Consider the following 22,027-nt stretch of genomic DNA (forward strand, 5'->3'; position numbering starts at 1 on the left):
GAAAGCTGTTGGACGAAGAAATAAAAGTAAAAATCAGAGAGGATTTTACAGTAGGAGAGATCAGTTCTCGGCTGTTTGGCTCATTTGTTGAACATATGGGAAGTGTCGTCTATACAGGTATTTATGAACCGAGCCATGAAACAGCTGATGGTGACGGGTTTAGACAAGATGTCCTCTCTTATGTAAAGGAATTGGAATTAGGTGTCATTCGCTATCCTGGAGGGAACTTTACATCTGGTTATGATTGGTTGGATACTATAGGTAGGAAAGAACAGCGACCGAAAAAGATTGATTTAGCATGGCGAGGTATAGAACCAAATTCTTTTGGAATCCACGAATTTTTTAAATGGATCAGTCATGTACAAGCGGAACCGATATTCACAGTGAATTTAGGAACAAAAGGCATCGATGAAGCAAAAAATTTAGTAGAATATTGTAATTTTCCAAAAGGAACCTTCTGGAGTGATTTGAGAATAAAAAACGGGCAAAAAAAACCTTTTGGCGTTAAATTATGGTGTTTAGGGAATGAGCTAGATGGGCCATGGCAAGTGGGTGCTAAGAGTGCTTATGAATATGGTAGGTTAGCAAATGAAGCCTCGAAAGTCATGAAGTTAGTAGATGATTCAATTGAAACAATCTTAGTTGGAAGCTCTACGCCACGTTTACCATCGTACCCTAAATGGGATCGTATCGCATTAGAAGAAGCATATGAGAACGTAGATTATTTAGCTTTGCATAACTATAATGACAAGTATGATGAAGAAGACTTGACTAAACCTCCTAAAAATGAGCGTGATGATACAGCGACATACCTGGCAAAAGCTTATCGATTCGATCGTCAAATTGAAGAAATCGTTGCTACTTGTGATTATGTAAAAGGATATTTGAGAAGTGAGAAAACAATGTATCTAGCGTTCGATGAATGGAACGTACATGCCCAACCGGAAAAAAGACACAGGGATTTTGAAATCGGTAGTCCCATTGATTGGTGTTACTTTACTATGGAGGATACATTATTATTTGGTTCATTAGGATTGGCTATTTTACGACATGCAGATCGCGTAAAGATTAGTTGTCAATCATTGTTAGTAAACACAATACCTTTAATACTGACAGATGCTAAAGGCCAAGCATGGAAGAATCCAACTTATTATGTGATGCAACACTTATCGAAATATGCTAAAGGTCAAGTATTGGAACAACAAATCATTTGCCCTGTTTATGATTGTGAAAAGATAAAAAAAGTTCCTTATGTAGACAGTGTGGTCGTAGATAACGGCAATCAACTGACTATTTTCTTGATCAATCGCACTAATGAACAACAAAATGTAATGATTGAACATGATTTTAATTTGCTAGATCAAGGAGAGCACTACACATTGACCAGTAGTGATCTATTGGACAAAAATACACGTGAAGAACCAGAAAAGATAAAACCTGAAATAAACTATTTTTCAATAGAAAAACATGACGAGTTAAATGTAGGGATAGAAAAATACTCTTGGAATGTAATTAGAATAAAGAAAATGTGAGGAAATTTGTTATGATGAAGACACTTTATAATAATCCTATCGTTCAGCAACGGGCAGATCCTTGGGTATATAAACATACAGATGGTTATTATTATTTTACAGGATCGGTTCCCGGCTACCAAGTGATTGAATTAAGAAGGGCAAAGTCACTGAATGAATTAGAACATGCTGAAAGCCTGATTGTATGGCAGGCTCATGAAGAAGGACCGATGAGTGAATTGATCTGGGCACCTGAAGTCCATTATATCAATGGAAAATGGTACATTTACTTTGCTGCAAGCAATCATAAAACCATACGTGATGAATCCCATCATCACCGCATGTTCGTACTTGAAAATCAGCATATGGATCCAATGAATACAGATTGGATAGAAAAGGGACAAATAAAAACGAAAAGGGAAACTTTCAGTTTAGATGGAACAACTTTCTCTTCTCAGGGAAAGCTATATTACGTGTGGGCTCAACAAGATCCTGAAATTGCTGGGAATTCTAATCTTTATCTATCCGAAATGGCTAATCCTTGGACGTTAAAGGGAGAGCAACTCCTCCTTTCTATACCTGAGTATGAATGGGAAAAACGGGGTTTTTCAGTAAATGAAGGTCCAGCAGTCCTTACTCGTAATGGGAAAATATTCATTACGTATTCTGGTAGTGCAACGGATGAAAACTATGCCATAGGTCTGCTGTGGGCTGATGAGCACAAGAATCTTTTATTAAATGAATCATGGCATAAATTATCGGAGCCAGTATTCGTTTCTTCTGAAAAAAATAAGCAATTGGGGCCTGGTCACAACTCGTTTACGATTTCAGAAGATGGATGCTTTGATATTTTGATTTATCATGCTCGACCAGAGAAGAACCAAAAAGGGGATCCATTAGACAATCCCAATCGGCACGCGAACGCGCAATGCTTTACGTGGAATGAGCAAGGATTTCCAGAATTTGGTGAACCTGTACCGTATGACTTATGAGAACAAGAAACCTTGATTTTTGCTTGAATAAACCTTGCAGACTCGTTATGATATATGTACGTACAAATAAAAAGGGGCAAGGTAAATGGCAAAATATCAAGATATTGCAGAAGAAATAAAACAAAAGATTCTTCATGAGGAATACGAAGTAAATACAACCATTCCCTCAGAATTCAAGCTGCAAGAAATATATGACGTCAGCAGACATACGATTCGGCAAGCAATCGCTGTGTTGGTAAATGAGGGCTATCTGCGTAAAGAAAAAGGATCGGGCACATATGTAGATGACAGCTATAAGACAGAAAAAGCACCATTGAACAGAACAAAAACGATCGGTGTCATCACCACATATCTCTCTGATTATATTTTTCCGTCGATTATCCGAGGAATCGAAAATGAATTACGAGAATCTGGGTATTCATTGCTTTTAGCCAGTACGAATAACGATCACGAATTGGAGAAAGAGTGTTTGAAGAAAATGATTGCTTATGGGGTAGATGGTTTGATCGTTGAGCCTACGAAAAGTAATCAGTATAATCCAAACTTAGCACTTTATGTTGCTTTGAGAGAACAAGGCATTCCGATGGTGATGATCAATGCTGCTTATGAAGAGTTAAATGCCTCTTATATTTGTTTAGATGATGTGAAAGTCGGTTTTATGGCAGCAGAATATTTGATAAAAAAAGGACATCAACGTCTGTTGTTCATTACAAAAATCGACGATCTTCAAGGAAAATACAGGATGAAAGGTTTTATCAGCGCGTGTGAACAGTATAATGTGCGATTTTTGACAGAAGATATCATTACTTTCACCACGGAAACACGAGAAACGATCGCTGAAAAAACAGTACAACGGTTGAAAGAAGAACAAGCTTTAGATGGCATCATTTGCTATAACGATCAAATAGCTAGTTTATTGCTAGATAAGCTGACAGAAAATGGTTATCAAATTCCAGATGACCTATCGATCGTAGGAACAGACGATTCTTCTTTAAGCCATTTAGGAAATAAAAAATTGACAACATTGACGCATCCAAAAGAAAAGTTGGGACAAGATGCCGCACGGTGGATCGTCACAACGATTGAAAAAGGACAGGCACAGCCGAATATTCTTTATGAGCCTGTACTAGTTGAACGGGAAACAGTAAAAGAAAACGAAAAATAAGAGACGGGTTTTTACCGCCTCTTATTTTTTATATCAATTTGAGACTGTGGCAAAAATCATCAAACATGAGAAACTGTGTTTTGAACTTGTTCCTTGTGACTCGGAACTAAGCGGCTCCTCTTGTTTCTTGAAGTTGCCTACTTCTGTCACAACCTCTTTAAGAATGATGGATAGAAATACGTTTAGGATAAGTTTTTTTAGATGCACTTTGTTCGATTTCCTCTAAAGATTTCCCACGAGTCTCTGGTACGATCTCTTGAATAAATAAAACCCCTAAAAAGCAGATGATCCCAAAAATACCGAAAACGATTTCTTGAGACATAGAAGCAGTCATCACAGGAAAAAGCAAGCCGACTAGGAAAGAACCAATCCAATTGAAAGAAGAGGCCAGGCCAGATGCTCGCCCGCGGACAGCTAGTGGGAATATTTCGCCTACGATTACCCATGTCAGTGGAGCCCATGTGCAAGAATAAAATGCGACATAAATACATAAAAACAAGAGAATCAACAACGAATTTGTATGAGCATCCAGTACAGTTCCTAAAACAGCTGGTAGGATGAAAGAAAGTCCCATCACGCTACCGCCTATTTTCAATAAAGTTCGCCGATTGAACTTGTCTGCAATAACCAAAAAGAGCAAAGAACCAGCAACTAAAATGATTCCTTGGATGATCGGCCACATCAATGCATCGCTCGCTGCATGCCCAGTCGCTTTTTCTACGATCAGTGGAATATAGTAAAAAATAGCATTAGCTCCTTGAAATTGCTGGAATACTGCTACACCAATACCGGCAATAACTAACGAACGATACTTTTCTAAAAATAAAGTATGCCAAGAAGTTACGGTTGTCTTTTCTTGTTTGACATTCAGCTGGATTTGTTCGAATTCCTGTTCAGCTTCGTTTGGTGTCCGAATATAGTTCAATACTCTTTTTGCCTCTTCCAAGCGACCAGATTGCACAAGAAAACGCGGTGACTCTGGTAGAGCTAAAACGCCGAAAAATAAAAACAGTGCAGGGACAGCAGCGAGTCCTAACATCACGCGCCAAGCCATCGTTTCAGGTAACCCTTTTAGCAAATAATCTGCAACATAGGAAAGGAGCATGCCAGAAGCAATCATCACTTGATTGATCCCTGACAATCTTCCCCTTAGTCTAGCAGGAGCCATTTCAGACATATAAGCAGGAACTAGGGCAGATGCAGCGCCAACAGCTAAACCTAGAAGAATCCTTGCTGCAATCAGAAAATAAGAACCATTGTGAGGGGCAGATGCAGAAAGGACAGAACCAGCCATAAAAATAAGTGCAGAAAGAAGAATCATTTTTCGTCGTCCAAGCTTATCAGAAAGAAGACCAGATAAAGAGCCACCAAGGATCGCACCTAACATGACCGAAGACGTGATCCATCCTATCAAAGAAGCCTTACCCGCCAAACCCCAATCATGTTGTAAAAAAGGTAAAGCGCCGGTCATAACACCAATATCATATCCAAATAGAATGCCGCCAAATGCGCCAAAAAAATAAATAAACGATGAGGAAACTTTTTTTTCTTTTTTCATAAGTATTCTCTCCTTCTAGAATTTCGAGAAGGCGGTTGATCAGATTTTGTAAGCAATTTCATTCTATAACTTATGTACGTACAAAACAAGCGTTTTTTATTATATTCTTGAAAATAACCACTTGACATGTACGTACAAAAGTATACAATAATCATTGTAAGCGCTACTAAAAAAGACGGTTTGATCAGGTTTGACGAGAAGGAGGGAGTTAAATCATTATGAAGGAAGTAAATGCGCAAAGTATGTTAGATGTCATAGATGGTCGTACATCTTTAGGAATTGAGTTTGGATCAACTAGGATCAAAGCTGTATTGATTGATTCATCTTTTACTCCTATTGCCGCTGGTAGTTATGAGTGGGAAAACAAACTAGAAAATGGTATCTGGACCTATTCATTAGAAGATATTTGGAAAGGACTGCGCGTCAGTTACCGAAAAATGGCAGCAGAAGTATTCGAAATCTATGGCGAGAATCTTACAACGATCGGGTCGATTGGGTTCAGTGCAATGATGCACGGTTATCTAGCATTTGATAGCAAGGAACAGTTACTAGTACCATTTCGTACTTGGCGAAATACAATCACTGAAGAAGCAGAACGAATATTAACGGAAAAATTTCAATACAATATTCCGCAGAGATGGAGTATCGCTCATTTGTATCAAGCTATCTTGAATAAAGAAGAACATGTGAGAGAAATTGATTTTTTGACAACGCTTGCAGGGTATGTTCATTGGCAGCTTACTGGTGAGAAAGTACTAGGCGTAGGAGATGCATCAGGCATGTTTCCTATCGATCCTTCAACGAAAACCTACCATCAAGAAATGAAAAATATTTTTGGTCAATTAATCGAAAAAGAGCGTATAGCGATTGATTTGGATCACATTTTGCCTAAAGTTCTAGTAGCAGGAGAAGAAGCTGGCAAGTTGAGCGAATCAGGGGCTTATCTGATCGACCCTACGGGAAACCTGAAGCCAGGAATCCCGATTTGTCCGCCAGAAGGAGATGCAGGAACCGGTATGGTCGCTACGAACAGTGTAGCCAAACGGACAGGGAACATTTCGGCTGGTACTTCCGCCTTCGCTATGATCGTATTAGAAAAAGAACTAGAAAATGTCCATCCGGAAATCGACATGGTCACTACACCTTCAGGAGAACTAGTAGGTATGGTTCATACGAATAACTGCTCTTCGGATATCAATGCTTGGGTCAATATTTTTGAAGAATTTACCAATTCTTTGGGTATGGAGATAAGCAGAGATAAATTATTCACGGTATTATTCAACAAAGCGCTAGAAGGCGATACGGATTGCGGGGGATTACTTTCTTATGGTTATTTTTCCGGTGAAAACATTACAGGAGTAAATGAAGGAAGGCCATTATTTGTACGTACACCAGGTAGCCGTTTTGATTTAGCGAATTTCATGCGGATCCATTTAGCCAGTGCTTTTGGCGCAATGAGAATCGGAATGGATATATTGAAATCTGAGGATGTCCAAATTGATCGTTTAGTGGGGCATGGGGGGATTTTTAAAACACCAGAAGTTGGACAGCGGATTCTAGCATCTGCTATGGAGGCGCCAGTTACAGTGATGGACACAGCCGGAGAAGGTGGAGCGTGGGGGATCGCGTTATTAGCAGCCTATATGATGTATCGACACGGGAAATCTTTAGAAAACTTCTTGGCAGAAGACGTGTTTGGACAAGACCAAGGAATCACCATCACACCTTCAGCAGAAGAAATAGCAGGCTATCAGATATTTATGAGTCGTTACCGTGAGGGGATCGACATTGAAAAAACAGCGATTCATCAATTGCAAGAAAAAGGAGTGATAGAAAATGCTGGAACAACTGAAAGAAGAAGTGTATCAAGCAAATCTTGACTTGCCTAAACACGGACTTGTCAAATATACATGGGGAAATGTGAGCGCTTTTGATCCTGATACACGATATTTCGTTATCAAACCTAGCGGGCTCAGCTATGAAGAGATGACAGCAGACGACATGGTCGTTGTGGACTTGGACAATCATATCATTGAAGGTAAACTCAATCCCTCTTCGGATACGCCTACTCATGCTGTTTTATATCGTTCATTTCCTCAAATCGGAGGAATCGTCCATACTCACTCGACATGGGCGACGATCTGGGCACAAGCAGGATTGGATGTTCCTGCGATGGGGACGACGCATGCAGATACTTTTTATGGATCGGTACCTTGTGCTCGATTTTTGACACAACAGGAAATCGACAGCGGATACGAATATGAAACAGGAAAAGTTATCATAGAAACATTCAAAGAACGCAAAATTGATCCCTTAGCAATTCCAGGGGTACTTTTACACGGACACGGTCCATTTACTTGGGGGAAAGATGCGCAAAGTGCGGTAATGAACGCAGTCGTACTAGATGAAGTATGCAAGATGAATTTATTTACCAGACAGCTCAATTCATTTTCAGAAGAGCTGCCTCAACGGATTTTAGATAAACATTATTTACGAAAACACGGAAAAAATGCGTATTACGGACAAAACAAATAAAAGGAGTGGCTAATTATGTTGAATATTGGAGAAAAAGAATTTTGGTTTGTTGTAGGATCACAGCATTTATATGGGGAAGAAGCACTGCGAGAAGTAAAGAAACATGCACAAGAAATGGTCGATGAACTGAATGAAAATGGCCAATTGCCTTATCCTATCCGCCTTCAAGAATTAGCAGTTACTGCTGATACGATCACAAAAATCATGAAAGAGGTCAATTATCGAGAAGAAGTAGCAGGTGTGATCACTTGGATGCATACTTTCTCACCAGCAAAAATGTGGATCCATGGGACAAAGCTTCTACAAAAACCATTGCTTCATTTAGCTACGCAATATAACGAAAGCATTCCTTGGAAAACGATCGATATGGATTTCATGAATTTAAATCAATCCGCTCATGGCGACCGCGAATATGGGTTCATCAATGCTCGATTAAATAAACAAAATAAAATCGTCGTTGGCTACTGGAAACGACCTGAGATCCAAAAAGAGATTGCTGATTGGATGGATGTTGCAGTAGCCTATAATGAAAGTTTTGGAATAAAAGTGGCTCGTTTTGGTGACAACATGAGAAACGTGGGTGTCACAGAAGGAGACAAAGTGGAAGCACAGATTCAATTTGGATGGACTGTTGATTATTTTGGTATCGGAGATCTTGTACAAGTAATCGATCGCGTGTCAGACGAAGAAGTCGAACAATTATTTGAAGAGTACAAGGAATTGTATACCTTCGACTATGGTGATTATGAAGAAAAGACATGGGAAGAACATGTAAAAGTACAAGCTCAGCAGGAAATCGGTATTCGCCGTTTCTTAGAAGAAGGAGGCTATAACGCTTTTACGACTAATTTTGAAGACCTTTATGGAATGAAACAACTGCCCGGACTAGCTGTACAACGTTTGATGGCAGAAGGATACGGTTTTGCTGGGGAAGGCGACTGGAAAACTGCAGCGATTGATCGGTTGCTGAAAATCATGGCTCGAGGAAAAGATACAGGATTCATGGAAGATTATACTTACGAGCTAGCTAGTGGCCAAGAAGCAATCTTGGAATCCCATATGATGGAAGTAGATCCGACGCTTGCTGCGACGAAACCAAGAATCGTTGTTTCTCCTTTATCAATGGGAGATAGAGAAGATCCGGCGCGTCTTGTATTTGATGGGAAAGCAGGAGAAGGGGTAGTCGTATCGATGGCAGATTTCGGTACGCATTATAAACTGCTGATCAATGAAGTAGAAGCCTTTGAACCAACGACTGAAGCACCTAACTTGCCTGTTGCACGTGTGTTATGGAAAACTAAACCGAATTTCCATGAAGGTGTCCATTCATGGATTCAGGCAGGTGGCGGTCATCATACCGTTGTCTCGCTAAATCTAACAACAGATCAAATTGAAACATGGGCAAAATTATTTGAGTTGGAAACAGTTGTTATTAGATAAAAAGAGGTTGTGAAAAAGCCACTTAGTTTTAAGAAATAAGAAGAGATTGACGAAATTTGCTTTTCAACTATTTTTGAAATTTTGGCTTATTATCAATGTCAGCTAACTGAACACCATTTATCAAGAAATCTCACCCACAATATTTTGCTCTCAAAAATAAGGCTTATGGCAGTAACTTGTCATGGCCTTATTTTTATCACTAAGCCTACTCTGCTCTAACTGCTATTTTTGTTTCTAGGAAGTCAAATGGTAAACAGTTGTCTAATTGCAAAAATTTCGAGATACTTGTTAGTAAGGAGGGGGTTTTATGTATCACGTTCATTTGATTGATGCTATTCCAGAACAAGAGATAGAAAAGTTACAAGGGGAATATTTCAAAATAATAGATGATTTGCCAGCCGAAGGAATAGTCATTCGTAGTACGAAAGTGAAAGACGAATGGCTTACACCAGATTTGCTAGCAATTTCAAGAGCTGGTGTTGGGGTGAACACGATCAACGTTGAAAAAGCTTCTGAAAACGGGACGATCGTCATGAATACACCAGGTGTAAATGCTAATGCAGTAAAAGAGCTTGTTTTGTGCTGTTTGCTCTTATCTTCCCGTCCGATAATCGAAGCAAGTCGTATGGTACAAACACTAACAGGTCCTAATATTTTAGAACAGGCAGAAAACAAAAGAAGTGCTTATGTGGGACGAGAGTTGCAAGGCAAAACCATTGGCCTTCTTGGTCTTGGCGCGATAGGTACAAAAGTAGCGCTAAGTTGCTATGGCTTAGGGATGGATGTCTTGGGTTATTCTATCCGCGATGCCCAGTTGGATTATGTTCGGCAAGTAGATTTAGAAACAGTTCTTTCTGCCTCGGATTACATCGTAGTCATGCTGCCATTGACAGAAGATACAAAAGGAATGATCGATCAGGTGAATATAGAAAAAATGAAAAAAGATGCTGTACTTATCAATGTAGGAAGAAGTGAAATCGTTGATAAATATGCTGTTATGCAAGCATTGGAAAAACAACATCTGGCCAAATACGTGACTGATTTCCCAGAAGAAGAGTTCTTAGAAAATGACCGTATACTTATGTTGCCTCATCTAGGGGGATCGACTCAGGAAGCTTTGGCAGACAGCGGACGTTTGGCAGTTGAAGCCTTAAAAGATTATCTTTTGTTCGGTACGGTTAGAGAAGCGGTCAATTATCCATCCGCACGAATGTTTTTCCAAGCGCCGTTTCGATTCACTATATTTTATCAAAAGAAAACCAATATATTAGCAGAGATATTTTCTCTGCTGAATGAGAACGAGCTAGCGATCGCAGATATATCGCGTAACCATAAGAATGAGCATGTCTACATATTGATTGACATAGACAGTACTGATTTTGAACAGCTCAATCAAGTGAAACAACAGCTAGAAAAAATTTCTGGAGTACGAAAAGTCCGCTTATTAAAGAAACCAGAAAGGTCATAAAGCAAGAGAATATTTGGATTTCATTAATTCTTCTTTCCGTTCTTTACTTTCGAATTTCGTACAACTAAAATAAGAGAAACAACATTCTTTTGTTGATAGAAATGAAGGAGCAAGCATTTGAAAAGATATATAAGCAGACTTTCAACCAAACAGAAAAAGATTTTAAAAGGAACAGCAACGATCATCAGTATCTTTTTTCTTGTTGTTTTTAGTAATTTGTTTTTGCAATGGTGTCAAAATGATCTATCCGTAGACCTTGCGTTGAAATTTGCTTTTTCTTGGCATACGGAAAAATTCTTCTTAGCCTGTCTCGTCTTGCTGATCATTCTTATTTTTCTGATTGCACTAGCAGGATCTGTCCCTTTAGGTTCCCTTACGTATGTCGTAACCATCGGTGTGTTAGGTTTTGCAAATTATATGAAAATGAGTTATCGGCAAGAACCGATTTATCCAGACGATTTGAAGATGATCACTGAAATCGGATTGCTGAAAGATATGACCGGCACTATGCTGTTTACAGTGATCTTAGCTGCCGCAGGAACCGTGCTAGGATTGTTTTGCTGGTACATGTTTCGAAGCCTGAAAAAAGGAAGGCGATTCCAATTGATCCGATTAACGACACTGCTTGTGGCAATTGGACTACTAGGGTATATCAGTAATTTCAACAATCCCGATAATTTGTTGCGAAAAGCATATAATAAAACGGCACTATGGATACCTTACAGTCAGAAAATGAACTACTATAACACTGGTTTTATCGGTGGTTTTTTGTACAATCTGAAGGTAGAACCAATGGATGAACCTGAAGGATATTCGAAAGCAAAGATCAAAGAAATCACTGAAAAATACCAGAAGCTAGCAGATGAAAAAAATAAAGCTGTAGAGGAAGAGTCGCCGAACATCGTGTTCGTGATGAGTGAAAGTTTCTCAGATCCTAGTCGATTAAACGGCGTAGAAGTATCTGGTGAGCCATTGGCAGATTATTATGAAGTAGCTGATCAAACATATAGTGGCAATATGCTTTCTCAAAACTATGGCGGTGGAACAGCAAATATCGAATTCGAAGCATTGACTGGTTTTTCTATGGCGTTATTTAATGCGCAACTCACCACCCCTTACACGATGCTTGTACCAAAAATGGATCAGCTTCCTTCTATCGTTTCAGCGTTAAACGCACAATCATACCAGACGACAGCGATCCATCCATACAATACTTCGATGTATAAAAGAGAGGATGTTTATCAGACATTAGGATTTGACCAGTTCATCAGCGAGCGTACGATGACCTATACGGATACGATAGAGAATAATCCATATATTTCTGATGAGTCAGCTTACAAAGAAGTAATGACACTTCTCAAGGAAGAAAAAGCACCTCAGTTCATTCATTTAGTCACGATGCAGACACATATGCCTTACAATGGAAAGTATGATAGACTGGGCTATTCTGCAGAAATTTCAGATGGAAGTGGGACGCTTGACTTAGAGAATTATCTGCAAGATATTTCCTATAGCAGCGCGGCACTGAAGCAATTCACGGAAGAATTGAAGAATCTTTCTAGAAGGACACTAGTTGTTTTTTGGGGGGATCATCTGCCAGGAATCTATTCAGATACCATCCAAGCCAAAAATGATAAACAAACATTACATGAAACACAATTCTTGATGTTTGACAGTAAAGGGAAATTAGAAAAGCAAACGACTCAAGATGCAATCACCAGTCCTTTTTATTTTGCAGCGAATCTAATGGAACAGACGAATCAGACAACGAATGGCTTTTATCAGCTGCTTTTATCATTAGAACAAGAACTTCCGGCGTTTGAACGAGAACTGTACTATCAAAACGGACAGTGGTATAAAGAAGCGCAATTCAATCGCTCGCAACAAGAGATTTACGACGAATATCAATTGATCCAATATGACATTGTCGCAGGGAAACAATATAGTTTAGCAGATGGTTTCTTTGAGCACGAATAAGAATGGCGAGCTGTATAGAAACCATTAAATTTTTTCAAGTACTTGTCATTTGAGGATAAAAACAAGTAGAATAAATAATAACAACAATGGAGAAAGTAGGAAAACAAGCATGTTACCGAATATTGGCTATTATGTGCAGTCCATCGATCAAATCGTCAAGGAAACCGAAGCAATCGGAGAAGGAATGCATCCGAAATATGAAGTGATCAGAAACGCAATCGATGAAGGAAAAACAAGTGAACTGGACAGATCGACCCTTGAAGAGACCGTCCAGTTATTTGAAGAAGGAACAAAAAAATATCGGGCAATGCTTAAGAAAGTCAGTACATTGCGCCCACCAGCAAAAGCAATGGGCATTCATAAAAATTTTGAAAAAGCTTATCTTTCATATGTAGCAGGCTGTGAAGAAATGATTCAAAGTATTGATCTTGAGTCAGGAGTAGATAAAGATTTATTCAATACATCTGAAGCAAAACAAGACCAAGCGACTGACCAATTGACAGCTGCCATCCAAAAAATGACTAATTTGTTATTGAAAAAATAAAAGAAAACTTTGATGACAATAAAAACTAGAGTTATCTAATATAAATGTAATATTGTCTTTATGATAGAGTGAACAAAATCCTTTATGATAAGAACATACCTATAACCAACAACCTTGTACTTACTCAAAATTGAGTAAATACTCCTTTTCCGCAGAGTCTAACCAACTCGGCGGTTTTTTTATTTATAGAAAAGGACATCAGAACAGACGAAAAAGTCTTGCGCTGATGTCCTTTTCAGATAGTATGGAAGGTTGATTAGTTTTCTACATTCCGTACATATTGTTCAAAGTAGTTCTGTAAATCGGCTTTGAGTTTCTGATATTCCTCTTCGCTATACTCTTTATCTTCGATTTTTCCATCAAAGAAAGGAATATTCAGTTCTTCCCGCAGCCTGTCTAATACGTCTTGCTGATTCATTTTATTCTCCTTTTCTTGCTAACGATCAAAATAAACACAGACACATTCTGGTGCATAGACATCTTTTTGCAATAATTCCAGTAATCCTGTTTCAGGATGACGGCGGTATAATGTCAGATTATCGGTATTCTGATTGGCACATACGACAAAACCATTGCTTGGATCTAGTGCGAAATCGCGAGGGAAATCGCCTTCTGTTGAGATGATTTGTTTATTTTGGATGTGAGAACCATCTTCGGAAACTGCGAATACGGCAATCGAGTTGTGTCCCCGATTAGAAGCGTAAAGGAACTTGCCATCATTGGAAATGCGAATAGCAGCCCCTCCATTTTCACCATCGAATTCTTCTGGCAAGGTCGATATTTTCTGTAATTCTTCAAAATCACCTGTTTCTTTATCATAAGAAAGCACTCGGACTGTGCTGTCTAATTCACCAAATAAATAGGCGAATTGTCCATTCGGATGAAAGACGAGATGGCGAGGGCCTGTTCCTGGCTCTGCAGTGAAGGTAGTTACAAGATTCAATTTGCCGTTTTCGGACACATCATAAGTATACACACGATCTGTACCAAGATCACATACGACTAATCGTTGGTCAGGAGTCAGATCCGTATAATGGACATGCGCATGATCTTGGTTTTTATGAGGGCCTGTCGCTTCTTGATGGAATACTGAATCCGCTGCTTTCAGCTCGCCATCTCCTAATATGTGATAGACATTTACTTCGCCTTTATGGTAGTTGGCCCCATAGAGCAATTGCCGTGTTTCATCAACCGCTACATAACATAAAGGAGCCCCAGACTCTGTTACCGCATTCAAAAAATGAAAATCCTTATCGTACGCACCGGCACCACCTAATCCGTCTACACTGGTAACCGTGTAAAGATTGCCAGCTTTGCTTTTTGCTAGGTAGGTAGGGCTGTTCTCTTCAACAGCCAATGAAAGACTGGATAATTCTTCTTTTTCTGTATCAAGATCGATCGTATAGATTCCTTTGCTTTCGCGGCGCGTATAGGTTCCTAAAATTATCTTTTCGATCATATGAGCTGATTCCTCCTAATGGTAATGAAATAGTTTTCGTTTTTATTCTATCACATAATTATTCCCCACGGCTAAAGAATGAGAATGTGTTATACTGTTTTTGAAAGCAAGTAAAGGAGAGAGTGCGATGATTCAGGCAACGATTACAGAAATTGGAACAGAAGCAATAAACAAGGAAGAACCGATGCTGATTTTGTTCGATAAAACAGCAACAGCTGCCTTGCGAAAATATTCGGTGATTCAAGAGGTGTCGAAAGATGAACCTTTTTCTTTGAAAGCAGGCGGAACGATTACTTTTGATGGTCAGTCGTATACAATCGATTATGTCGGTCCGATGGCCAATGGAAATTTAGAGACGGTAGCTCACGTATCATTGATTTTTGATACCTGTCCAGAAGAAGGACAAATTGCAAACGGAATCTATCTCCATCCACATGAACTGCCTGCTATTGGTTTGGGAAGCCAAATTATTTATAACTAACGGGAGGACTTATGGAAGGGAAAAATAAGAAGAACAGACCGGTGTCTTGGTTTTGGCGCTGGTTTTTAAATAATCAAGTGGTCACAGCTTTACTTGTTGTATTGTTAATATTGCTGATCGTCTTTTTATTTACAAAAGTTTCTTATTTGTTTGCACCGATCTGGCAATTTTTAGCAATCGTAGGACTACCTATCATTCTAGCAGGCATCTTGTATTACTTGATGAATCCAGTAGTTGATTACTTTGAGAAGCGAAAAGTACCAAGGCTCTATAGTATCATTGGGCTGTTTGTTTTGGTCGTTGCATTAATCGTATGGGGAAGCGTAGTGATCATACCTAAGATCCAGGAACAAACAGTCAGCTTTATCAGTAACTTTCCTCAATACGTTGATACGATCGATAATAAATTGACCGAGATCTTGAGAGACCCGCTGTTCAACCAATTTCGAGAACAGTTGGAAACAGCAGGTGATAAGTTCATGAATTCAGCAGGTGATATGATCCAAGACATATCTAAGAGTACAGTTCAGAGTCTTGGGAGTTTTGTTGGTGCGGTAGCGACTATTTTAGTAGCTTTGCTGACGATGCCGTTTATCTTATTTTATTTATTGAAAGATGGTAAGCGATTAGCCCCTTATTTCGTCAAGTTTTTACCAACACGCATGCAAAAACCGACGTTGAATGTGCTGAGTGAAATGAATAGTCAAGTTTCCTCATATATAAGAGGGCAATTAACTGTGGCTTTTGCTGTGGCAATCATGTTTATGATTGGTTTTGCAATCATTGGTTTAGAATATGCTGTCACGTTGGGAATCATTGCAGGGTTCTTGAATCTGATCCCATACTTAGGCTCATTTTTAGCAATGATTCCAGCCATCTTTTTAGCTATTGTGGCAGGTCCATTCATGATCATCAAGGTACTGATCGTTTTTGCAGTAGAACAGACAATAGAAGGACGCTTGATCTCTCCGTTAGTATTGGGAAATCAGTTAGCAATCCATCCAGTAACGATCTTATTAGTGCTGCTGACGTCAGGGAAATTGTTCGGGATCGTTGGTGTGATCTTGGGGATTCCTGTTTATGCAGCAGCTAAAGTAGTGATCACTCATGTTTTTGAATGGTATACAACGATTTCTTCTCTTTATGAAGAAAATCCGTTGAAAAAGCAGAAAGAATAACAAAAAGAGACAGAGGAAAATATCCAAAGCACAAATGTTGCTTTGAAGATTTTTCCCTCTGTCTCTTTTATATACATTTACCTCAATTTTAAAATGATTTACCTAAAGCAGCAGCTTTATCTAATGCATTTTGCATCAACTCATCTGCACGGTCAGGGTCATAATCGATTCCTTCGATGAATAGTTGTTCTACTTGATCGATGCCTACAAAGTTCAAAATACCTTTTACATATTGAGAGGCAAAGTCTTGTCCGTTGTATACACCGCCATTAGATTGGATGTGCAGTGCTTTTTTACCTGTCACTAATCCTTCTGGCCCGTTTTCTGTATAGCGGAACGTTTTTCCAGCTACATTGACAGTATCGAACCAAGCTTTTAATTTTGTTGGGATATTTAGATTCCATAAGGCGTTTGCGATAACGACTTTATCAGCAGCAAGGAACTGCTCAGTCAATTCATTGAAACGAGCGATTTTTTGTTGTTGACTTTCTGATAAGGAAGTGAATTCTGCACCAGCACGTAATGCTTCCCAACCTGATAATAATTCTTCATCAATTTCTGGAATATCATCGCGATAAAGTTCCAAAACAGTCACTTCATCATCTGGATGATTTTCTTTATAACTTGTTAAAAAAGACGTCAATGCCTTAACTGTACGTGATTCTTCTGCAGTTAGGGGATGACCTTTGACTACTAAAACAGATGCCATATGCTTACCTTCTCCTTTTATTGCTATGATTGTTATAACTATGACTAACAAAATCAGTTTACTCGAAAAAGAAAAGGCTATCAAGTCATATTGATAAGGTTGAAGAATAAATAACTAAAAAAACAGGATATAAAAGAGGCTGTGACACGATTTTTGTCACAGCCCCCAGCAATGTTCAAGCAACGCTTGACTGAAGAGCTTCCATCCCACCAATGATATAAACAGCACGAAATCCGCTAGCAGTAAGTTGATCGGCTAATGCTTCTGATCGTCTGCCTGTGTAGCTTAGAATATAATAAAGTTTTTTTGGATCTAGATTTTTTAATTGTCTTGGCAAGATAGCAGCGGGGATAGAAAGCGAGTGGCTTAAGTGTTTTTTTGTGTAATCTAAAGTATTTCTTGTATCTAAAACGATGCTGTCAGCATCAAGAGGCAATTTATTGAAGTCTTGGACACTAATTGATTGGGCCATTTATCTCATCCTTTGTTTAGTATGTGGCTATTTTAATGGGCAGCTCTCATTAATTCAAATGAAAGGATTCCTCTTATCATTTTTTTAATGTATCGGATAATAATGAAAAAAACTATGCAAATGTCTTGCAAAACAGGTGGGAGGTGTTATAATGACATAGCGTCATATGACAATGTGTCATCTTAGAAGAAAGGAGGATCCATATGCCGACACAGACATTTTTCCATTTGCCGAAAGAAAAACAAAAAAGGTTAATTGAAGCGGCGAGAATCGAGTTTTCTAGAGTACCTTTGAAAGAAGCCTCGATTGCTAATATCGTCAAATTAGCGGATATCCCTAGAGGCAGTTTCTATCAGTATTTTGAAGATAAAGAGGATCTTTATTTTTATTACTTTGAGACAATGAGACGTGACAGCTCTAAAGATATGTTGCAACTAATGAAAGAATCCGATGGTGATCTATTCAAAGGATTCGAATCCTATTTTTCTAAAATGATTTATGAGATTTTGGAAGGTGAGAATGCTTCTTTTTATCGTAACTTGTTTATGAACATGGATTACCGTGCCTCAAGAAAAGTCGCTCCTCATACGAGTCGCCAAAAAACGCCTCATGATCCACATAAAGAACACAAACAAGATGCAAAAGAGTTGCTTGAATTGATTGATCGGACGAAGTTGAAAGTAAAAAATGATCATGAATTGGAGTTACTGATCCAATTAGTCATGAATACTGTATTTACAACAATTGCGCATTCGTATCGCTTATTTTCAACATCCGAAGATTACTCAGCAGAGCAAGCAATCAGTGAATTCAATTTGAAACTTTCTTGGCTGAAAAACGGAGTATATAAATAGAAAGAAGGGAACTAGATGCTAAAAATCGTAAAACGGATCTCCTTGACTTCAGCAATTGCAGCTGCAGTTTTCATGGTGATCCAAGTACTGGCAGATTTATATTTGCCGACACTTACCTCCAATATCATTGATAAAGGGGTAGCGCAAGGAGATGTCGATTATATTTGGCATACAGGTTTTGTGATGATCGGTTTTTCTTTGATCAGTATCTTAGCCGCTATTGCAAATACATTTTTTGCTACTCGAGAATCACAGAAACTGGGTAAGCAATTGCGTACGGATGTCTATAAAAAATCAGAGAGCCTGACAAAAGATGCGTTTGACAAATACGGAACGGCCTCTTTGATCACAAGAACCACCAATGATGTGACTCAAATCCAAATGGTCACACAAATGTTTTTACGTATGATGATCAATGCACCAATCACGTTGATTGGCGCGAGTATACTTGCTTATCAAAAAGATCATCAGTTGACAAAAATCTTCTTAGTCGTCATCCCAGTAATGATTATTTTGATTGGCGGAATCATGTATTTTGCTGTTCCATTATTCAAAAGCATGCAAAAGAAAACTGACCGTTTGAACCTGGTATTTCGAGAAGGGTTGACAGGTGTCAGAGTCATCCGCGCATTCGATAAGACGCGCTTTGAAGAAAATCGTTTTGATTTAGCGAATAAAGACTATACAAATACGGCAATCAAAGTGAATACGATCGTCGCATTGATGATGCCGATGATGACATTGATCATGAGCGGTACAAACGTAGCAATCACTTGGTTTGGTGGACACTACATAGCAGATATGACCTTAGAAGTCGGTAATCTGATTGCATTTATGACTTATGCGATGCAGATCTTGATCAGCTTTATGATGCTTTCCGCTATTTTCATCATGGTACCTCGTGCACAAGCTTCAGCTGACCGTATCAATGAGGTGTTGGATGAAAAAATCGGTATCCATGACCCTGAAAATCCTAAAACCGTTTCTTTTGCTGGAAAAGAAGCAACATTGGCCTTCAATCATGTCAATTATCGATATCATGGAGCAGAAAAACTTGCATTGGAAGATATTGATTTTCAAGCTAAGTCGGGCGAGATTGTCGCAATCATAGGAGGAACTGGTTCAGGTAAAACGACCTTAGTCAATTTGATCCCCCGATTATATGACATCGAATCTGGTTCGATCCAAATAAACGGAACGGACGTCAGTGAAATGACTCAATATAATTTGCGGGAGCTAATGGGCTTTGTTCCTCAAAAAGCAGTTCTTTTCTCTGGAACGATCCGAGACAATATGCAGTATGGTAAGCCGGATGCAACAGATGAAATGATTTGGAAAGCATTAGAAATCGCACAAGCTAAAGATTTTGTTTCAGAGATGGAAGATGGCTTAGACAGCCATGTGGAACAAGGAGGAGGAAACTTCTCCGGCGGACAAAGACAGCGTCTAGCAATTGCACGGGCATTAGTCAAAACAGCAGACATTTATGTGTTTGATGATTCCTTCTCAGCATTGGATTTCAAAACGGATGCCAATCTTCGCCAAGCATTGAAAACGAATATGAAAGAAAGTATCACGGTTTTAGTTGCTCAACGAGTAAGTACAGTAATGGATGCAGATATGATCCTTGTACTAGATGAAGGAAAACTAGTTGGCAAAGGAACACATGAAGAACTATTGGCAACAAATGAAACTTATCAAGAAATCGTTCATTCACAACTAAGAGAGGAGGACTTAGCATGAGTAAAACAAACACACGTCCCTCTCACGGACCAGCAGGCGGTCCAGGACACGGCGGACCTGGCAGGAATCTAGGTGTAAAAGGGGAAAAGCCTAAAAATTTCTGGGGAACAGTACGCCGATTGTTTGGCTATATGTCTAAACGTATGGTTGCAATCATCGCTGTATTTGTACTAGCAATAGCAGCCGTGATTTTCCAAATCCAAACACCAAAAGTTTTGGGGAAAGCAACTACAGAAATATTCAAAGGTGTAATGGCTGGCGCGCAACAGATGCAACAAGGGCAACAAGTAACAAAATTTCCGATAGATTTTGATAAAATTGCGCAAATCATTGCAACAGTAATCGTGATGTATTTGATCTCAGCTGTATTCAACTTTTTACAGCAGTTTATTATGACACGTGTTTCACAGCGGACAGTTTATGAGTTGCGTCATGACTTGGAAGCCAAAATGAATCGTGTACCGATTTCCTATTATGATACACATACAAATGGCGATATCATGTCTCGAGCAATCAATGATATGGATAACATCGCAAGCACGCTGCAACAAAATTTGACTCAATTTGTAACTAGTGCAGTCACATTGATCGGGGTCATCGTGATGATGCTTTCAATCAGCTGGCAATTAACGTTAGTCGCGTTATTGATGATTCCTTTAAGCTTGATCATCGTTATGGTCGTTGCGCCAAAATCACAAGTGTTTTTCGCAGATCAGCAAAAAAGTTTAGGTTTATTGAATAACCAAGTAGAAGAAACATATGGTGGTCATACGATCGTTAAAACATTCAATCATACTGAAAAAGATCAGGAAGTATTTGAAAAAGAAAATCAGAATCTGTATGCCGCTGGTTGGAAAGCTCAATTTATTTCGGCAATCATCATGCCGTTGATGAATTTCGTTAAAAATCTAGGCTATGTGTTCGTCGCTGTACTAGGCGGAGTAAAAGTTGCAAATGGGAACATGACATTAGGGGATGTTCAAGCATTCTTACAATATACGACACAGTTCTCTCAACCAATCACTCAACTTGCAAGTTTGATGAACACTATCCAATCAACAGTTGCTTCAGCCGAACGGGTATTTGAAGTGTTGGATGAAGAAGAGATGTCCAATGAAAAATCTGGCCTTCCAGAAGAAAAAGATACACCATACAAAGTTCGTTTTGAAAATGTTCAATTCGGCTACACACCAGATAACTTGCTAATGACTGATTTCAACTTGGATGTCAAACCTGGTGAGATGGTCGCTATTGTAGGGCCAACCGGTGCAGGAAAGACGACACTGATCAACCTTCTTGAACGGTTTTACGATGTTTCTGGAGGCAGTATTCGTTACGATGGTGTAGATACCCGTGACCTTTCACGTGATGAATTGCGCGCACAGTTTTCAATGGTACTACAAGATACTTGGCTGTTTACAGGAAGTATCTATGACAATATCAAATATGGGAACGACGATGCAACAGATGAACAAGTCATTGAAGCTGCTAAAGCCGCTCACGTAGATGATTTTGTTCGTAAATTGCCAGAAGGATATAACACTGTATTAAACGAGGATGCAAGCAATATTTCGCAAGGGCAGCGTCAGCTGATCACTATTGCGCGAGCATTCTTAGCAAATCCGGATGTCCTGATCCTTGATGAAGCAACATCTAGTGTAGATACACGAACAGAAATACTGATTCAAAAAGCGATGAATCGCCTATTGGAAAACCGAACAAGTTTTGTTGTCGCTCACCGCTTGTCTACAATACGCGATGCAGACAACATTATTGTGATGAATCATGGTTCGATTGTAGAAACTGGAAACCACGATACATTGATGGAAAAAGACGGATTCTATGCAGATCTTTATAACAGTCAGTTTTCTGAAGAAGAAGCTTCATAGAAACGTACAAATTTATTATTTTTCTTTACCGCATGAAGCACATTTCAAGAAA

General features: G+C 39.0%; 20 protein-coding genes. 14 read left to right on the plus strand and 6 right to left on the minus strand.

The window, feature by feature from the left end:
* Nucleotides 1-20: 20 nt before the first annotated feature.
* From HMPREF2961_RS03355 to HMPREF2961_RS03365, 3 genes are all read left to right on the plus strand, one after another.
* Nucleotides 21-1,532, plus strand: coding sequence for an alpha-N-arabinofuranosidase (locus HMPREF2961_RS03355; protein ID WP_174126263.1), 1,512 nt, complete (start codon nucleotides 21-23; stop codon nucleotides 1,530-1,532).
* Nucleotides 1,533-1,543: 11 nt separating this feature from the next.
* Nucleotides 1,544-2,503 (plus strand): glycoside hydrolase family 43 protein, encoded by a 960-nt coding sequence (locus HMPREF2961_RS03360; protein WP_025477315.1) that lies wholly within the window; start codon nucleotides 1,544-1,546, stop codon nucleotides 2,501-2,503.
* Between the two features lie 85 nt (nucleotides 2,504-2,588).
* Nucleotides 2,589-3,668, plus strand: a complete 1,080-nt coding sequence (locus HMPREF2961_RS03365; protein ID WP_002315719.1) for a GntR family transcriptional regulator — start codon at nucleotides 2,589-2,591, stop codon at nucleotides 3,666-3,668.
* 157 nt (nucleotides 3,669-3,825) lie between these two features.
* On the opposite strand, the gene HMPREF2961_RS03370 is transcribed toward HMPREF2961_RS03365, so the two are convergent.
* Entirely contained in the window at nucleotides 3,826-5,226 is a 1,401-nt protein-coding gene (locus HMPREF2961_RS03370; protein WP_070703957.1) for a sugar porter family MFS transporter, read from the minus strand.
* A 218-nt stretch (nucleotides 5,227-5,444) separates the two neighbouring features.
* On the opposite strand from HMPREF2961_RS03370, the gene HMPREF2961_RS03375 reads away from it, so the two are divergent.
* From HMPREF2961_RS03375 to HMPREF2961_RS03390, 4 genes are all read left to right on the plus strand, one after another.
* Complete coding sequence (locus HMPREF2961_RS03375) at nucleotides 5,445-7,106, plus strand: xylulokinase (RefSeq protein WP_002315720.1); 1,662 nt, start codon at nucleotides 5,445-5,447, stop codon at nucleotides 7,104-7,106.
* Nucleotides 7,063-7,761, plus strand: a complete 699-nt coding sequence (locus tag HMPREF2961_RS03380; RefSeq protein WP_025477317.1) for an L-ribulose-5-phosphate 4-epimerase — start codon at nucleotides 7,063-7,065, stop codon at nucleotides 7,759-7,761. Before HMPREF2961_RS03375 ends, HMPREF2961_RS03380 begins: the two co-directional genes overlap by 44 nt.
* 15 nt (nucleotides 7,762-7,776) lie before the next feature.
* Entirely contained in the window at nucleotides 7,777-9,201 is a 1,425-nt protein-coding gene (araA, locus tag HMPREF2961_RS03385; RefSeq protein WP_002315722.1) for an L-arabinose isomerase, read from the plus strand.
* Nucleotides 9,202-9,508: 307 nt separating this feature from the next.
* Nucleotides 9,509-10,669, plus strand: a complete 1,161-nt coding sequence (locus HMPREF2961_RS03390; protein WP_070703959.1) for an NAD(P)-dependent oxidoreductase — start codon at nucleotides 9,509-9,511, stop codon at nucleotides 10,667-10,669.
* Here HMPREF2961_RS03390 and HMPREF2961_RS15640 read toward each other — a convergent pair.
* On the minus strand, nucleotides 10,664-10,786 hold the full coding sequence (locus HMPREF2961_RS15640) for a hypothetical protein (RefSeq protein WP_002291464.1): 123 nt from the start codon (nucleotides 10,784-10,786) through the stop codon (nucleotides 10,664-10,666). The genes HMPREF2961_RS03390 and HMPREF2961_RS15640 overlap by 6 nt on opposite strands.
* Between HMPREF2961_RS15640 and HMPREF2961_RS03395 the strand changes: the two genes are divergently transcribed.
* Together HMPREF2961_RS03395 and HMPREF2961_RS03400 are read left to right on the plus strand one after the other, a co-directional pair.
* Entirely contained in the window at nucleotides 10,787-12,646 is a 1,860-nt protein-coding gene (locus HMPREF2961_RS03395; protein ID WP_002291465.1) for an LTA synthase family protein, read from the plus strand.
* Between the two features lie 109 nt (nucleotides 12,647-12,755).
* The gene (locus HMPREF2961_RS03400) at nucleotides 12,756-13,190 is read left to right on the plus strand and encodes a hypothetical protein (protein ID WP_002310078.1); all 435 of its coding nucleotides are present in this window, start codon (nucleotides 12,756-12,758) and stop codon (nucleotides 13,188-13,190) included.
* Between the two features lie 256 nt (nucleotides 13,191-13,446).
* On the opposite strand, the gene HMPREF2961_RS15320 is transcribed toward HMPREF2961_RS03400, so the two are convergent.
* Together HMPREF2961_RS15320 and HMPREF2961_RS03410 are read right to left on the minus strand one after the other, a co-directional pair.
* The gene (locus HMPREF2961_RS15320) at nucleotides 13,447-13,608 is read right to left on the minus strand and encodes a hypothetical protein (RefSeq protein WP_002310079.1); all 162 of its coding nucleotides are present in this window, start codon (nucleotides 13,606-13,608) and stop codon (nucleotides 13,447-13,449) included.
* 18 nt (nucleotides 13,609-13,626) lie between these two features.
* Complete coding sequence (locus HMPREF2961_RS03410) at nucleotides 13,627-14,649, minus strand: lactonase family protein (protein ID WP_002315724.1); 1,023 nt, start codon at nucleotides 14,647-14,649, stop codon at nucleotides 13,627-13,629.
* A 127-nt stretch (nucleotides 14,650-14,776) separates the two neighbouring features.
* Here HMPREF2961_RS03410 and HMPREF2961_RS03415 point away from each other — a divergent pair, with 127 nt between their 5' ends.
* Nucleotides 14,777-15,130 carry a PTS glucitol/sorbitol transporter subunit IIA gene (locus HMPREF2961_RS03415; RefSeq protein ID WP_002315725.1) on the plus strand — a complete coding sequence of 118 codons (354 nt, stop codon included), beginning with the start codon at nucleotides 14,777-14,779 and terminating at the stop codon, nucleotides 15,128-15,130.
* 11 nt (nucleotides 15,131-15,141) lie between these two features.
* Entirely contained in the window at nucleotides 15,142-16,308 is a 1,167-nt protein-coding gene (locus HMPREF2961_RS03420; protein ID WP_002291475.1) for an AI-2E family transporter, read from the plus strand.
* An 88-nt stretch (nucleotides 16,309-16,396) separates the two neighbouring features.
* Here the strand turns inward: HMPREF2961_RS03420 and HMPREF2961_RS03425 are convergent, their stop codons facing one another.
* Both HMPREF2961_RS03425 and HMPREF2961_RS03430 read right to left on the minus strand, forming a co-directional pair.
* Nucleotides 16,397-17,017, minus strand: coding sequence for an NAD(P)H-dependent oxidoreductase (locus tag HMPREF2961_RS03425; RefSeq protein WP_002315726.1), 621 nt, complete (start codon nucleotides 17,015-17,017; stop codon nucleotides 16,397-16,399).
* Between the two features lie 175 nt (nucleotides 17,018-17,192).
* Nucleotides 17,193-17,489, minus strand: a complete 297-nt coding sequence (locus HMPREF2961_RS03430; protein WP_002291478.1) for a rhodanese-like domain-containing protein — start codon at nucleotides 17,487-17,489, stop codon at nucleotides 17,193-17,195.
* Nucleotides 17,490-17,692: 203 nt separating this feature from the next.
* On the opposite strand from HMPREF2961_RS03430, the gene HMPREF2961_RS03435 reads away from it, so the two are divergent.
* From HMPREF2961_RS03435 to HMPREF2961_RS03445, 3 genes are read left to right on the plus strand one after another with little or no spacing between them, the layout of a single operon-like run.
* Entirely contained in the window at nucleotides 17,693-18,343 is a 651-nt protein-coding gene (locus HMPREF2961_RS03435) for a TetR/AcrR family transcriptional regulator (protein ID WP_024635844.1), read from the plus strand.
* A gap of 15 nt (nucleotides 18,344-18,358) precedes the next feature.
* Complete coding sequence (locus tag HMPREF2961_RS03440) at nucleotides 18,359-20,086, plus strand: ABC transporter ATP-binding protein (RefSeq protein WP_002315729.1); 1,728 nt, start codon at nucleotides 18,359-18,361, stop codon at nucleotides 20,084-20,086.
* Nucleotides 20,083-21,975: an ABC transporter ATP-binding protein gene (locus tag HMPREF2961_RS03445; RefSeq protein ID WP_002291484.1), complete on the plus strand. Its 1,893-nt coding sequence runs from the start codon at nucleotides 20,083-20,085 to the stop codon at nucleotides 21,973-21,975. The genes HMPREF2961_RS03440 and HMPREF2961_RS03445 overlap by 4 nt, the downstream gene beginning before the upstream one ends.
* Nucleotides 21,976-22,027 lie beyond the last annotated feature (52 nt).

The organism is Enterococcus sp. HMSC076E04 (assembly GCF_001814285.1).
Lineage (GTDB): Bacteria > Bacillota > Bacilli > Lactobacillales > Enterococcaceae > Enterococcus_B > Enterococcus_B lactis.

Excerpts from the sequence above, each read along its gene's own strand:
- HMPREF2961_RS03360 (WP_025477315.1), top strand. The coding sequence starts at position 1,544 with ATGATGAAGACACTTTATAATAATCCTATCGTTCAGCAACGGGCAGAT.
- HMPREF2961_RS03365 (WP_002315719.1), top strand. The coding sequence starts at position 2,589 with ATGGCAAAATATCAAGATATTGCAGAAGAAATAAAACAAAAGATTCTT.
- HMPREF2961_RS03370 (WP_070703957.1), bottom strand. The coding sequence starts at position 5,226 with ATGAAAAAAGAAAAAAAAGTTTCCTCATCGTTTATTTATTTTTTTGGC.
- HMPREF2961_RS03375 (WP_002315720.1), top strand. The coding sequence starts at position 5,445 with ATGAAGGAAGTAAATGCGCAAAGTATGTTAGATGTCATAGATGGTCGT.
- HMPREF2961_RS03380 (WP_025477317.1), top strand. The coding sequence starts at position 7,063 with ATGCTGGAACAACTGAAAGAAGAAGTGTATCAAGCAAATCTTGACTTG.
- araA (WP_002315722.1), top strand. The coding sequence starts at position 7,777 with ATGTTGAATATTGGAGAAAAAGAATTTTGGTTTGTTGTAGGATCACAG.
- HMPREF2961_RS03390 (WP_070703959.1), top strand. The coding sequence starts at position 9,509 with ATGTATCACGTTCATTTGATTGATGCTATTCCAGAACAAGAGATAGAA.
- HMPREF2961_RS15640 (WP_002291464.1), bottom strand. The coding sequence starts at position 10,786 with ATGCTTGCTCCTTCATTTCTATCAACAAAAGAATGTTGTTTCTCTTAT.
- HMPREF2961_RS03400 (WP_002310078.1), top strand. The coding sequence starts at position 12,756 with ATGTTACCGAATATTGGCTATTATGTGCAGTCCATCGATCAAATCGTC.
- HMPREF2961_RS15320 (WP_002310079.1), bottom strand. The coding sequence starts at position 13,608 with ATGAATCAGCAAGACGTATTAGACAGGCTGCGGGAAGAACTGAATATT.
- HMPREF2961_RS03410 (WP_002315724.1), bottom strand. The coding sequence starts at position 14,649 with ATGATCGAAAAGATAATTTTAGGAACCTATACGCGCCGCGAAAGCAAA.
- HMPREF2961_RS03415 (WP_002315725.1), top strand. The coding sequence starts at position 14,777 with ATGATTCAGGCAACGATTACAGAAATTGGAACAGAAGCAATAAACAAG.
- HMPREF2961_RS03420 (WP_002291475.1), top strand. The coding sequence starts at position 15,142 with ATGGAAGGGAAAAATAAGAAGAACAGACCGGTGTCTTGGTTTTGGCGC.
- HMPREF2961_RS03425 (WP_002315726.1), bottom strand. The coding sequence starts at position 17,017 with ATGGCATCTGTTTTAGTAGTCAAAGGTCATCCCCTAACTGCAGAAGAA.
- HMPREF2961_RS03430 (WP_002291478.1), bottom strand. The coding sequence starts at position 17,489 with ATGGCCCAATCAATTAGTGTCCAAGACTTCAATAAATTGCCTCTTGAT.
- HMPREF2961_RS03435 (WP_024635844.1), top strand. The coding sequence starts at position 17,693 with ATGCCGACACAGACATTTTTCCATTTGCCGAAAGAAAAACAAAAAAGG.
- HMPREF2961_RS03440 (WP_002315729.1), top strand. The coding sequence starts at position 18,359 with ATGCTAAAAATCGTAAAACGGATCTCCTTGACTTCAGCAATTGCAGCT.
- HMPREF2961_RS03445 (WP_002291484.1), top strand. The coding sequence starts at position 20,083 with ATGAGTAAAACAAACACACGTCCCTCTCACGGACCAGCAGGCGGTCCA.